Annotated in this window: 14 protein-coding genes and 1 pseudogene; 9 read left to right on the top strand and 6 right to left on the bottom strand. The window is 66.6% G+C overall.

Going from position 1 to position 12,942, the window contains the following annotated elements:
• The first annotated feature begins 29 nt into the window (after window positions 1–29).
• From ctaD to QE373_RS16775, 4 genes are read left to right on the top strand one after another with little or no spacing between them, the layout of a single operon-like run.
• On the top strand, window positions 30–1,640 hold the full coding sequence (ctaD, locus tag QE373_RS16790; RefSeq protein WP_309688705.1) for a cytochrome c oxidase subunit I: 1,611 nt from the start codon (window positions 30–32) through the stop codon (window positions 1,638–1,640).
• A gap of 7 nt (window positions 1,641–1,647) precedes the next feature.
• Window positions 1,648–1,782, top strand: coding sequence for a hypothetical protein (locus QE373_RS16785; protein ID WP_259170104.1), 135 nt, complete (start codon window positions 1,648–1,650; stop codon window positions 1,780–1,782).
• Complete coding sequence (locus QE373_RS16780) at window positions 1,779–2,369, top strand: cytochrome c oxidase assembly protein (protein ID WP_057508191.1); 591 nt, start codon at window positions 1,779–1,781, stop codon at window positions 2,367–2,369. Before QE373_RS16785 ends, QE373_RS16780 begins: the two co-directional genes overlap by 4 nt.
• A 26-nt stretch (window positions 2,370–2,395) precedes the next feature.
• Window positions 2,396–3,271 (top strand): cytochrome c oxidase subunit 3, encoded by an 876-nt coding sequence (locus QE373_RS16775; RefSeq protein WP_309688700.1) that lies wholly within the window; start codon window positions 2,396–2,398, stop codon window positions 3,269–3,271.
• Between the two features lie 17 nt (window positions 3,272–3,288).
• Here the strand turns inward: QE373_RS16775 and QE373_RS16770 are convergent, their stop codons facing one another.
• Entirely contained in the window at window positions 3,289–3,507 is a 219-nt protein-coding gene (locus tag QE373_RS16770) for a twin transmembrane helix small protein (protein WP_042611977.1), read from the bottom strand.
• A 57-nt stretch (window positions 3,508–3,564) separates the two neighbouring features.
• Between QE373_RS16770 and QE373_RS16765 the strand changes: the two genes are divergently transcribed.
• The 5 genes from QE373_RS16765 to QE373_RS16745 all read left to right on the top strand — a co-directional run bounded on the left by QE373_RS16765 (window position 3,565) and on the right by QE373_RS16745 (window position 8,028).
• Window positions 3,565–4,272, top strand: coding sequence for an SURF1 family protein (locus QE373_RS16765; RefSeq protein ID WP_123700237.1), 708 nt, complete (start codon window positions 3,565–3,567; stop codon window positions 4,270–4,272).
• A 69-nt stretch (window positions 4,273–4,341) separates the two neighbouring features.
• The gene (locus tag QE373_RS16760) at window positions 4,342–4,917 is read left to right on the top strand and encodes a hypothetical protein (protein WP_309688694.1); all 576 of its coding nucleotides are present in this window, start codon (window positions 4,342–4,344) and stop codon (window positions 4,915–4,917) included.
• A 10-nt stretch (window positions 4,918–4,927) separates the two neighbouring features.
• Window positions 4,928–6,091, top strand: a complete 1,164-nt coding sequence (locus QE373_RS16755) for a COX15/CtaA family protein (protein ID WP_123700239.1) — start codon at window positions 4,928–4,930, stop codon at window positions 6,089–6,091.
• A gap of 4 nt (window positions 6,092–6,095) precedes the next feature.
• The gene (gene cyoE, locus QE373_RS16750) at window positions 6,096–6,986 is read left to right on the top strand and encodes a heme o synthase (protein ID WP_309688692.1); all 891 of its coding nucleotides are present in this window, start codon (window positions 6,096–6,098) and stop codon (window positions 6,984–6,986) included.
• A gap of 232 nt (window positions 6,987–7,218) precedes the next feature.
• Window positions 7,219–8,028 carry a calcium-binding protein gene (locus QE373_RS16745; RefSeq protein WP_309688689.1) on the top strand — a complete coding sequence of 270 codons (810 nt, stop codon included), beginning with the start codon at window positions 7,219–7,221 and terminating at the stop codon, window positions 8,026–8,028.
• A 118-nt stretch (window positions 8,029–8,146) separates the two neighbouring features.
• Here QE373_RS16745 and QE373_RS16740 read toward each other — a convergent pair whose 3' ends face one another.
• The 5 genes and pseudogenes from QE373_RS16740 to rpsU form a co-directional block, all read right to left on the bottom strand.
• The gene (locus QE373_RS16740; RefSeq protein ID WP_309688687.1) at window positions 8,147–9,118 is read right to left on the bottom strand and encodes a bile acid:sodium symporter family protein; all 972 of its coding nucleotides are present in this window, start codon (window positions 9,116–9,118) and stop codon (window positions 8,147–8,149) included.
• 33 nt (window positions 9,119–9,151) lie between these two features.
• Window positions 9,152–10,892: pseudogene (gene dnaG, locus QE373_RS16735) on the bottom strand (DNA primase).
• A 57-nt stretch (window positions 10,893–10,949) separates the two neighbouring features.
• On the bottom strand, window positions 10,950–11,837 hold the full coding sequence (locus QE373_RS16730) for a YihY/virulence factor BrkB family protein (protein ID WP_309689886.1): 888 nt from the start codon (window positions 11,835–11,837) through the stop codon (window positions 10,950–10,952).
• 204 nt (window positions 11,838–12,041) lie between these two features.
• Window positions 12,042–12,488, bottom strand: a complete 447-nt coding sequence (locus tag QE373_RS16725; RefSeq protein ID WP_309688684.1) for a GatB/YqeY domain-containing protein — start codon at window positions 12,486–12,488, stop codon at window positions 12,042–12,044.
• A gap of 141 nt (window positions 12,489–12,629) precedes the next feature.
• Complete coding sequence (rpsU, locus tag QE373_RS16720) at window positions 12,630–12,845, bottom strand: 30S ribosomal protein S21 (RefSeq protein ID WP_002808376.1); 216 nt, start codon at window positions 12,843–12,845, stop codon at window positions 12,630–12,632.
• Window positions 12,846–12,942 lie beyond the last annotated feature (97 nt).

The following is a 12,942-nucleotide window of genomic DNA, read 5'->3' as shown; positions in this document are numbered from 1 at the left end:
TGACAAATCGATCTGAGAGGTGTTTTGCAATGGCGCACTCGGCAGTTGGGCACGACGAACACCACGGTCATGCGCAGGGCTTTTTCCAGCGCTGGCTGCTCAGCACCAACCACAAGGACATCGGCACGCTGTACCTGCTTTTCAGCTTCGTCATGTTCATCATCGGCGCGGCGATGAGCGTGGTCATCCGCACCGAACTGGCACAGCCCGGCCTGCAGTTCGTCAAGCCGGAGTTCTTCAACCAGATGACCACCATGCATGCGCTGGTGATGATCTTCGGCGGGGTGATGCCGGCCTTCGTCGGCCTCGCCAACTGGATGATCCCGCTGCAGATCGGTGCACCGGACATGGCGCTGCCGCGCATGAACAACTGGTCGTTCTGGCTGCTGCCGGTAGCCTTCGGCATGCTGCTGCTGACCCTGTTCCTGCCCGGTGGCGCACCGGCCGGCGGGTGGACGCTGTATCCGCCGCTGTCGCTGCAGGGGGGCTACAACGTGGCGTTCACCGTGTTCGCCATCCACGTGGCCGGCATCAGTTCCATCATGGGCGCGATCAACATCATCGCCACCGTGCTCAACATGCGCGCACCGGGCATCGACCTGCTGAAGATGCCGATCTTCTGCTGGGCCTGGCTGATCACCGCCTTCCTGCTGATCGCGGTGATGCCGGTGCTTGCCGGTGCGGTCACCATGCTGCTGACCGACAAGTTCTTCGGCACCAGTTTCTTCAACGCCGCCGGTGGCGGTGACCCGGTGATGTTCCAGCACATCTTCTGGTTCTTCGGGCACCCGGAGGTGTACATCATGATCCTGCCGGCGTTTGGCGTGGTCAGCGAAATCATCCCCACCTTCAGCCGCAAGCCGCTGTTCGGCTACCAGGCCATGGTCTACGCCACGGCCGCCATCGCCTTCCTGTCCTTCATCGTCTGGGCCCATCACATGTTCACCGTGGGCATGCCGCTGGGCGGCGAGATCTACTTCATGTTCGCCACCATGCTGATCTCCATCCCGACCGGGGTGAAGGTGTTCAACTGGGTCAGCACGATGTGGCGCGGTTCGCTGACCTTCGAAGCACCGATGCTGTGGTCGGTCGCGTTCGTCATCCTGTTCACCATCGGCGGTTTCTCCGGGCTGATGCTGGCCATCGTCGCGGCGGATTTCCAGTACCACGACACCTACTTCGTGGTCGCGCATTTCCACTACGTGCTGGTCACCGGCGCGGTGTTCGCGCTGATCGCGGCGGTGTACTACTGGTGGCCGAAGTGGACCGGCCGGATGTACAGCGAAAAGTGGGCGAAGTTCCATTTCTGGTGGTCGATCGTGTTCGTCAACCTGCTGTTCTTCCCGCAGCATTTCCTCGGCCTGGCCGGCATGCCGCGGCGCATCCCGGATTACAGCGTGGCCTTCGCCGACTGGAACCTGATCAGCTCGATCGGTGCGTTCGGCATGTTCGCCACGCCCTTCATGATGGCCGCGATCCTGCTGGCCTCGCTGCGCAACGGTGAAAAGGCCGAAGCGCGCAGCTGGGAAGGCGCGCGCGGGCTGGAATGGACGGTGCCGTCACCGGCGCCGGCGCATACCTTCACCACCCCGCCGGTGATCCACCCGGGCGATCTGGCCCACGATGACATCAGCCACTGAGGTGCCCATGCACGACGCCAACCCGGTCCGCGATGACATGGCCCTGCGCCGCCAGCGCGCACGTCGCACTGCCCAATGGGTGGGGGCGGTCGCGGTGCTGGTGTACGTGGGCTTCATCCTCAGTGGAGTGATCGGCCGATGAACGCGCCGCAGGCCACCGCCCCGTCCCGGCATGCCGGCCTGCCGCGCCTGATCGGCGTGGCGGTGGCGGTGTTCCTGCTGACCTTCTCGCTGGTGCCGCTGTATCGCATCGCCTGCGAGAAGGTGTTCGGTGTACGCCTGGAACGCGGCCCCGGCGCGCAGGCCAGCGTCGGCGCCGCGGCCGGCAAGCGCACCGTGCGCGTGGAATTCGACGGCGGGGTGAACTCGCAGCTGCCGTGGGCCTTCCATCCCGAACAGCTGACCATGGACGTGGTGCCCGGCGAGCTCAACGAAGCGCTGTATTTCGCGCGCAACGACGGCAAGGTCGCCATCGTCGGCAGCGCGGTACCGTCGGTGGCCCCGGCGCGCGCTTCCGGCTATTTCAGCAAGACCGAATGCTTCTGCTTCACCGCACAGACCCTGCAGGCCGGGGAGAAGCGCGACATGCCGGTGCGTTTCATCGTCGATCCGTCGCTGCCGCCGGAGATCCGCACCATCACCCTGTCCTACACCTTCTACAAGAACGACGCGCTCTCCGCGCGCCTTGCACCGGCCAGCGTGCCGGCCGATGCGCACGCCGCGCCCTGAGCGCGCCACCGAACCGGACAACGACCATGGCCCAGCTTCCTTCCGACGCCAACGTGTACTACGTGCCGACCCACAGCCGATGGCCGTTCATCGGCTCCATCGCGATGATGGTGACCATGGTCGGCGTGGCCAGCTGGCTCAACGACGCGACGTGGGGCAAGTGGAGCTTCTTCACCGGGCTGGCGATGCTGGTGCTGACCCTGTTCTGGTGGTTCAGCGACGTGGTGCGCGAATCGCAGGCGGGCCACTACAACCAGCAGGTGGACGGCTCGTTCCGGATGGGGATGGTGTGGTTCATCTTCTCCGAAGTGATGTTCTTCGGCGCTTTCTTCGGCGCGTTGTTCTATACCCGCGCGTTGGGCCTGCCGTGGCTGGGCGGCGAGGGCGACGGGGTGATGACCAACGAACTGCTTTGGCAGGGCTATTCGTCCGGCTGGCCGACCAACGGCCCCGCCGCGATCGGTGGCCAGTTCCAGACCATCCCGGCGTGGGGCCTGCCGCTGATCAACACGCTGATCCTGCTGACCTCCGGCGTCACCCTGACCATCGCCCACCATGCGCTGAAGGCCGGCCATCGCCGCCAGCTGGTGACCTGGCTGGGCATCACCGTGGTGCTGGGGCTGGTGTTCCTGACCCTGCAGGCGGAGGAGTACATCCACGCCTATACCGAGCTCAACCTCACCCTCGGTTCGGGCATCTACGGGTCCACGTTCTTCATGCTGACCGGTTTCCATGGTGCACACGTGCTGCTGGGAACGATCATGCTGGCGGTGATGTGGCTGCGCGCGGCCAAGGGCCACTTCACCCGCGACAACCATTTCGGCTTCGAAGCCGCGGCCTGGTACTGGCACTTCGTCGACGTGGTGTGGCTGATGCTGTTCCTGTTCGTCTACGTGCTTTGATCGACGTAACGCTTGCCTCAGCGGGCGATGCCGTGCGGCTGGATCCAGCCGCCCCAGATGCCGATGACCACCAGCAGGATCAGCGCCACCGACACCGCGATGCGCCGGGTCAGTGCATTGACGGTGCGCTTGGTCTGGCCCCGATCCACCAGCAGGTAGTACAGGCCGGCGCCCAGGTTCCAGACGATGACGATGAGGAACGCAATCACCAGCAGGGTCTTCAGCGAATCGTTCATGCGCGGCTCGATGGCGGGGCGGATGGGCCTATCTGACCGCGTTTGCGGCCGTTTGTCATGATGCGACGGCACACGCGGTTGCTGGGCTGGATGCTGGCCCTGGTGGCGATGGCGGTGTTCTGCCTGCTCGGCTGCTGGCAGCTGCAGCGCATGCAGCAGAAGCAGGCCTTGCTGCAGGCGCAGGCCGCGGCGGCGGCACAACCTCCCAGCACCCTGTCGCGCGCGCTGGCCGCTGCCGGCCCCGTGCACGGCATCGTCGACCACGGCCGCTTCCTGCCCGGGCTGGTGCTGCTGGACAACCAGATGCGCCACGGCCGCGCCGGGGTGAAGGTCTATCGCCCGTTCCGCAGCGACGAGGGCGCGCTGCTGCTGGTGGACCTGGGCTGGCGCGTGCTGCCCGCCGATCGCACGCTGCCGGTGCTGCCGCCGCCGCCCTCCCCGGTGGCCGTGCGCGGCCTGCTGGCGCCCGCGCCGGCGCCAGGGCTGGCGCTGGGGCCGGTGGCCAGCCCTGCCGGTCCGCAACGCTGGCTGGCCAGCCGCCTGCAGTCCGACGCGCTGGCCCCGCTGCTGGGCCTGCCCGGCCTGCCCACGCGCGTGCTGCGGCTGGATCCCGCGCTGCCGTTCGGCGACGAGCGCGATCTGGACCTGCTGCCCAACACGCTGCCGCCGCAGCGTCATCTCGGCTACGCCGTGCAGTGGTTCGGCCTGGCCCTGACCGTGCTGGTGGTGGCGCTGGTGCTGGAATGGCGCCGCCGCCGGCGGTAGTGACGGCCGCTGGCCGTCACCCACCCATCCCACCGGCACACCCTTCCCCAACATGAGAAAATGCTGCCCATGAACGCTGCTACGTCACCGCAGGACACCGCGCGCGGCAAGGGTCGCCGCACCCTGGTGCTGCTGTTCGTCCTGTTCTTCGGCGCGATGGCACTGGCCGGGGTGCTGCGTTTCTCCGGCTGGCAGCCGGCCGCCCACAAGAACGTCGGCCAGCTGCTGCAGCCGCCGGTTGACCTGCGCCTGCAGCCGCCCGTGCTGGCCAGCGGCGCGCCGTACGCCTGGAAGGGCGAAGAAAAGATCTGGCGCATCCTGGTCGCGCCGCCCGCCGCGTGCGCCGAACAGTGCGTCACTTTGTCGCAGGGACTGGCCAAGGTGTGGCAGCTGTTCGGCCATAACGCCGATAATGTAGAGATCCTTTGGCTGGGAACGCCGCCGGCGCCCCTGGCTGGAACCCCTGCACTGCGCGCGCTGGCACCTTCGCCGGCACTGCGCGCTGCATTGCCCGGTGTCGACGACCCGGCCGGCGTGCCGGTCTACATCGTTGATCCGAACGGCTTCGTGATCATGCGCCATGCGCCCGGCACCGACCTCGGTGGCCTGCGCAAGGACCTGTCCACGTTGCTGAAACTGAAGTGAGCCCTGTTTGATGAGCCTTTCCGCGCGTCCGGCGCTGCACCGCAATTTCCACCGCCTGGCGTGGTTCGCGATGATCATGACCGCGAGCACCATCCTGTTCGGTGCGTTCGTGCGCCTGTCCGATGCCGGCCTGAGCTGCCCTGACTGGCCGACCTGCTATGGCCAGGCCACCTGGCCGCAGCACGTGGAAGAGACCATCGGCCATCCGGCCGCGGACATCCGCCCGCTGGAAACGCACAAGGCGTGGCGCGAGCAGGTGCACCGCTTCCTGGCCGGCGCGTTGGGTATCGAAATCCTCACCCTGGCGCTGCTGGCCACCCGCCGCCGACGCTTCGGCAGCGCCGCGGTGGTCACCGCCTGCGTGCTGGTGGCCGCGGGCATCCCGTTGTACATGATGGGCTGGCATGCCACCGCCAGCGTGCTGGCGCTGCTCGGCGAGATGATCCTGCTGGTCGCCGCGTTCCGCTGGAGCAACAGCGACCTCGCCCGCGCCGCCGTGTTGACCCTGGCCGTGGTGATCTTCCAGGCGTTGCTGGGCATGTGGACCGTTACTTGGCTGCTCAAGCCGATCGTGGTGATGGGCCACCTGCTGGGCGGCATGCTGATGTTCGCGATGCTGGCCTGGATGGCCTGGCGCGCGACCCACCTGCCGATCACCCTGGCCGAAGCACCGAAGCTGAAGTGGCTGCTGCGCATCGGCATCGCCGTGCTGACCGCGCAGATCGCGCTCGGCGGCTGGGTCAGCGCCAACTACGCCGCGCTCGCCTGCGGCGGCGGCAGCCTGTCGCTGGACAATTTCCCGCGCTGTGCCAACCAGTGGTGGCCGCAGCAGAACTTCGCCGAAGGCTTCACCCTGTGGCGCGGCATCGGCGTGGATTACGAAGGGGGCATCCTGGATGGCGCCTCGCGCATCGCCATCCAGATGGGCCACCGCATGTTCGCCATCGTGGTGGCGGCGTACCTGCTCTGGCTGGGCGTGCGCCTGTTCCGTACGCCGAGCATGCGCGGCTGGGCGGTCGCCCTGATCGTCGGCCTCATCGCACAGGTCAGCTTGGGCATCGCCAACGTCAAGATGGCACTGCCGCTGCCGGTGGCGGTGCTGCACAACGGCGGCGCGGTGCTGCTGCTGTTCGTGATGGTCAGCCTGCTGGCCCGCCTGCGGGCACCGGACTGACGCCATGGCCAATTATCGTCAGTACTGGGACCTGACCAAGCCCAAGGTCGTCGCCCTCATCGTGTTCACCGCGCTGGTCGGCATGGTGCTCGCCATTCCCGGCGTACCCAGCTGGGAGCAGGTGCGCCTGGGCGCGCTCGGCTTCTTCGGCATCTGGCTCTCGGCCTCCGCTGCCGCAGCGATCAACCAGCTGCTGGATGCCAAGATCGATGCGCAGATGGCGCGCACCTCGTGGCGCCCGCTGGTGGTGGGCAAGGTCAAGCCGTGGCAGGTGCTGGCCTTCGCCGGTGCGCTGATCGTGCTGTCGATGACGATCCTGGTGGTGTGGGTCAACGTCATCACCGCCATCCTCACCTTCGCCTCGTTGATCGGCTATGCGGTTATCTACACCGTGTACCTCAAGCGTGCCACCTCGCAGAACATCGTCATCGGCGGGCTGGCCGGCGCGATGCCGCCGATGCTCGGCTGGGCCGCGGTCACCGGCATGCAGACCTCGGCCGACTGGTGGTATTCGGCGCTGCTGGTGCTGATCATCTTCATCTGGACCCCGCCGCATTTCTGGGCGCTGGCGATCTTCCGCCGCGAAGACTATGCCAAGGCAAAGATCCCGATGCTGCCGGTCACCCATGGCGTGGTGCATACACGCAGGCAGATCCTGGCCTATTCGATCGTGCTGGCGATCATCTGCGTGCTGCCGTACGTGGTCGGCATGAGCGGGCCGTTCTACCTGGGCGGGGCGATCGTGCTCAATGCCGTGTTCCTCTGGTACGCGTGGCGCATGCAGGACCCGCCGGACGAACTGTTCTCGATGAAGATGTTCAACTGGTCGGTGGTCTACCTGATGGCGCTGTTCGCCTTCCTGCTGGTGGACCACTGGATCCTGCCCTGGCTGTAATGCCCGGCCGGCAACAGCGCTGGCGGCCAGCGGCCGTCACTACCGGCGCGCGATGACCGTTGGTCGTCACCTGCTTCGGTAGCGCCGAGCCACGCTCGGCGGAATGTTCCAGGCGCCGCTGCAGGAAGCCGCCGAGCATGGCTCGGCGCTACATACCGGCGGGCCGCCTTGAATTGCGTGCAGTACGCCACCATCGCCTCCGTACCTACCCGAAGGAAGCGAGGTGGCACCGATGCACCGATGGATGCGTAGCGCCTGCACGTTGCTGTTGAGCCTGTTGCTGGCCAGTCCCGCGCTGGCCGATGAGACGACTGCCGCACAGATCCGCCAGCATGCCGGCGAACATCGCCTGCTGGTGATTGGCGAGTACCACGGCACGCGTGAAACGCCGTTGCTGGTGAGGCAGCTGGTCGATGACTACAGCCATGAGGGCGCGCCGGTGGTGCTGGCGCTGGAATTGCCGCGCGGCGAGAATCGGTTGCTGGCGGACTACGTGGAATCGAACGGTGATGTCTCGGCGCGCGATGCACTACGCACCAGCGGCTTCTGGACCGTGCGTGACGACCAGCATGATGGTCGTCGCAGCCGCGACATGCTCGATCTCATCGAAGCCGTACGCGTGCTGAAGGAGCATGGCCGCAGTGTGTCCGTGCTGGGCTACGACGTGGATTCCAGCGACGGGAGCAACCAGGTCCGGGACGACGCACTGGCCGCCGAACTTCGACGCGCATACCGGCGCTTGCCCGTGGATGGGACGATGCTGGTGCTGGCCGGCAACGTGCACGCCATGCGTCATCGACCGATGGATGCGCCAAAGGAAATGCAACAGCGACCGATGGCTTCGCAGCTCGTTGATCTCGACATGTACAGCGTCCGGCTGGAGGCCCTGCGGGGTGAGTTCTGGGCATGCATGCAACGCTGCCAGGCGCTGCCGCTGCGTGCACAGGCGGCGCGGCTGCCGCGCGTGGAAACGGCCGAAGATCGCATGTACGACCTGATCGTGTGGATGCCGGAATTCAGCGTGGCGCGGTTGTTTGATTGACGGCCAGCGGCCGTCACTACCGGCGCGCGCGGTGCCTCTGACCTGGGTAGCGCCGAGCCACGCTCGGCGGAATGCTACCGGGGCGAGCGCTAACGGCCAGCGGCCGTCACTACCGGGCTTACCGTGCTTCTTTGGCGTAGCGCTGGGCGATGATGCCGCACACGATCAACTGGATCTGGTGATAGATCATCACCGGCAGCACGATGGCGCCGAGGCTGCCGCCGGCGAACAATACCTTGGCGATCGGGATGCCGGTGGCGAGGCTCTTCTTGGAGCCGCAGAACACGATCGCGATCTCGTCTTCGCGGCTGAAATGCAGTTTGCGCGCGGCCAGCGTGATCAGCGGCATCGCGATGCCCAGCAGCACCGCCGCTACCACCGCGACCGCGGCCAGCGAGATCAGCGGGGTCTTCGACCACAGCCCTTCGGTCACCGCCGCGCCGAACGCCGAATACACCACCAGCAGGATGGTGGCCTGGTCGGTATAGCGCAGCAGGCCACGCTGGCGTTCCACCCAGCCGGCGATCCACGGACGCAGCAGGTGGCCGGCCACGAACGGCACCAGCAACTGCAGCATGATGCCGCCGATGGCCTGCAGCGGGTTGTGGACGCCGCCCTGGGTGCCGGCCAGCGCGGTCAGCAGCAGCGGCGTCAGGAACACCCCCAGAATGGACGACAGCGACGCGCTGCACACCGCCGCAGGCACGTTGCCGCGCGCCATCGAAGTGAACGCGATCGACGACTGCACGGTGGAGGGCAGGGTGCACAGGAACAGCACGCCCAAGTACAGCTCAGGGGTGAGCAGCCAGCCGGACAGCGGATGGAACAACAGGCCCAGCAGCGGGAACAGCACGAAGGTGCAGGCCAGGATCAGCAGGTGCAGCCGCCAGTGCAGCAGGCCGCCGATGACTGCCTCGCGCGGCAGGCGCGCGCCGTGGAGGAAGAACAGCAGGCCGATCGCCACGTTGGTGACATCGTCCAGTACCAGTGCGGCGGGGCCGGTCATCGGCAGCAGCGAGGCCAGCAGTACAGTGCCGAGCAGGGCGAGGGTGAAGTTGTCCGGTCGCAGTCGCGACCACCAGCGTGTCATGTCAGGCAGGCTCCTTGGCGGGCGCCCACGCGATCAGATGCGCAGGCTGGCGCGGGCCTTCAGCAGCTCGCGCATTTCGAACTTGTCAGTATCGTCCAAGCCGTGTTGTCGCTGCTTGGCGTTAAGGTCTTCGATGCGCTGGAACAGCAGCTGCTTTTCCAGCTGGCCCACCGCATCGTGCAGCTCTTCGGTCCACTTTGCTTCGTCGCCGGCCAGCGTCTGCGCGGCCAGCGTATGCAGCGATGCCTGCTCTTCGCGGCCATCGAAGTGTTCCAGCAGCGCGCCGGTGCTGATGTCCGGGCGCTGTTCCACCAGTGCCAGCAGTTCCAGCAGCAGCTCGATGCCGGGCAGGCGCAGGCCATGGAAATGGTGCTGGCCGCCCAGCGACATCGCCAGCGAAGGCTGCTGCAGCAGGATCGCGATCGCCGCGCGGACCAGGCTGCGCTTGGCCACCGGGGTCACCGGGCGGCCCGCCGCTGCGCGTGCGGCCGGCTGCGCACGCTGGGCGGAGTTGCCGCCCAGCCCGGTCAGCACGCCCAGCTGCTGCTTCATCAGGTCACCGAAGGCGCCATCGGGAATCTGCGCCAGCATCGGCCGGGCCCGTTCGGCCAGCCGTGCCTTGCCATCCAGCGTGCCCAGGTTGATCTCGCGGGTCAGCTCGTCGAAGAAGAACTGCGACAGCGGCGTCGCCTGTTTCAGGCGCTCGTCGAAGGCGGCGGCGCCTTCCTTGCGCACGATGGTGTCCGGGTCTTCGCCATCGGGCAGGAACAGGAAGAAACGCCTGGCGGCCATCCTTCATGCGCGGCAGCACCGACTCCAGCGCCTTCCAGCCGGCGCGCCGGCCGGCTGCATCGCCATCGAAGCAGAAGAACACGTCCGGCGCGTTGCGGAACAGCAACTCGGCATGGTCCGGGGTGGTCGCCGTGCCCAGCGTGGCCACCGCCTGGGTGACGCCGAACTGGAACAGGGAGACCACGTCCATGTAGCCTTCGACCACGATCAACCGCTCGATCTTCTGGTTGGCCTGGCGGACCTGCCACAGGCCGTACAGTTCGCGTCCCTTGTGGAACAGCGCGGTCTCGGGCGAATTGAGGTATTTCGGGCCGTCGTCCTTCTCGAACACGCGGCCGCCGAAGGCGATCACCCGGCCACGGCGGTCGAAGATCGGGAACATCACCCGGTCGCGGAACTTGTCGTAGACGTGACCGCGGTCGTTCTTGGAAAACAGGCCGGCGCGGTCGAGCAGCTTCATCCGCCGCTCGTCCTTGCCCAACGCGTCGCGCAGCCCGCTGTAGCCATCCGGCGCGTAGCCGATCTGGAAACGCGTGCGGTTGGCTTCGTCCACGCCGCGCCCGTCCAGGTAGGTGCGGGCCTTTTCGCTGTCCTCCAGGTTCTTCTGGAAGAAGCGCGCGGCCGCATCCAGCGCCGAATACAGTTCGCGGCCTTCGTCCTGCTGCTGGGCGTTGCGCGGGTTCTCGCTGCGCGGCACTTCCATGCCGACCCGCTTGGCCAGTTCGTCCACCGCATCGAGGAATTCGAGGCGGTCATAGTTCATCAGGAAGCTGATCGCGGTACCGTGCGCGCCGCAGCCGAAGCAGTGGTAGAACTGCTTGGTGGGCGATACGGTGAACGAGGCCGAGCGTTCGTCATGGAACGGACAGCGCGCCGAATATTCCTTGCCTTGGCGCTTCAGCGGAACGCGGCTGCCCACCACCTCGACGATGTCGGAGCGGGCCAGCAGGTCATCGATGAAAGCGTCTGGAATGCGGGCCATGGCAACCGGCAGGGCACCGCCGGAAGGCAGTGCGGGCGAACGGAAAGTCCGCCTAGTTTACCCGTTGCCGGCGGCCGCGCCCGGCTTGGGCGGCACGATGCCGGCGGCAGCCAGGTGGTGCTCTGCCCGCAGTCTCTCGTCGATCACCGAGGTCATCAGCGCGCCGACGAAGAACACCACCATGGCGTAGTAGATCCACACCAGCGAAATCACCAGCGCGCCCATCGAGCCGTACGCGCTGCCCGGCGCCACCTGCGCGATGTACACACCGATCCCATAGCGCCCCAGCGCGAACAACGCCGAGGTGATGGCACCGCCGATGAAGGCCTGGCGCCAAGCCACGCGCCGGTCCGGCAGGTAGTGGTACATGAAGGCGAAGGCCACCGTGTACAGCAGCAGCGTGCTGATGTAGCCCAGCGCGGGCAGCAGCGAAGGCAGCTGCGCGAAGGCTACCTGCAGCATGGTGGTGGCGGTCATCGACACCACCAGCAGCAGGCCCAGCGCCAGCACCACGCCGAAGGAGAACACGCGCTTGCGCAGCCACGCGGCCAGCCCGTCCAGGCGTTCGCCGTTGGTACGGAAGATCAGGTTCAGCGCGCCCTGCAACTGGGCGAACACCGCCGTGGCACCGATGAACAGCAGCAGGGTGCTCCAGATGCCGGCCAGCGAGCCGATGCTGGGCTGCTGGTCGGCATTCTTCAACACGGTTTCGGCGACCACCGCCACGCTGCTGCCGGCAGCCGTGCCGATCTGGTCGACCAATGCCTGCTGGGCCGGCGGGTACAGCGATGCGGTCAGCCACAGCAGCAGCACCAGCAGCGGCGCCATCGACAACAGGGCGTAGAAAGACACCGCAGCGGCCTGGCTCAGCACGTCCACTTCGATGAAGCGGTTGAGCACCGCCATCGGGAAACTGCGGTTGAGCCGGTCCACGTACTTGCGCATGGCATGCGGGACAGCGCGGTGCGGATCGGCGGCGGCGGGGGCGTTGGTCGGATCGGACATGCGGGCTGTTTTACCAGCGGCAGGTCGAAGAAAGGGTGAAGCGTGGGGCAGGGGAGCGCCAAGACATGCCCGGCGGCTTGCCGTTACGGCGTTGCAATGCGGTCGGCCGAGCGGGGCTCGGCGCAACCGGGGCAGGCGTTCGCGTCAGCCTGCGAGCTGCTGCTTGACCAGCTTGGATACCAGGCCCATGTCGGCCTTGCCGGCGACCTTCGGCTTCAGCGCGCCCATCAGCTTGCCGATGTCGGCCGGGCTGGTCGCGCCGGTCTCCGCCACGGCGGCCTGGATGGCAGCGACGATCTCGGCTTCGCCCATCTTGGCCGGCAGGTAACGCTCGATCACCACCATTTCCTCGCGCTCGATCTGCGCCAGGTCTTCGCGGTTGGCCGCTTCGTACTGGCTGATCGAGTCCTTGCGCTGCTTGACCATCTTGTCCAGCACGGCAATCACGGCGGTGTCGTCCAGCTCGATGCGCTCGTCCACTTCCTTCTGCTGGACGGCGGCCTTGATCAGGCGGACCACGCCCAGGGTGTGCTTGTCGCCGCTCTTCATGGCGGCCTTCATGTCGTCGGTCAGCTTCAGCTTCATGCTCATGGAGCACCTCGTGTGTCGTAAGTCAGGCAAATGGGGGGCGCCGTGGCGGCGGCCCGGGAACGCAAAAAGCCGGCGACGCTTGCGCGTGCCGGCTTCTTCCCCACCGCGACAGGCAGAACCTGTCGCCATGAGTGCGTCCGATCAGTACAGGCGCTGACGCTTGGTGACGTCGCGCGACGAACGGCGCAGCTGACGCTTCACTGCAGCAGCAGCCTTGCGCTTACGTTCCTGGGTCGGCTTTTCGTAGAACTCGCGCTTACGGGTTTCGGCCAGCACACCGGCCTTTTCGCAAGTGCGCTTGAAGCGGCGAAGAGCAAACTCAAAAGGTTCGTTCTCGCGGACTTTGACGCTGGGCATGGAATCTCCGGACACTGTGTAGAACCGGGTCTATACCCGGCGAGCCGCACATTATAGCGGCGCTTCGACAAACTGCAAGCATCCCGGCCTGAATACG

Origin of the sequence: Stenotrophomonas sp. SORGH_AS_0321, assembly GCF_031453215.1 — a bacterium.
Taxonomy (GTDB): Bacteria; Pseudomonadota; Gammaproteobacteria; order Xanthomonadales; family Xanthomonadaceae; genus Stenotrophomonas; species Stenotrophomonas chelatiphaga.
This window is presented reverse-complemented; position numbering and strand designations above follow the sequence as displayed.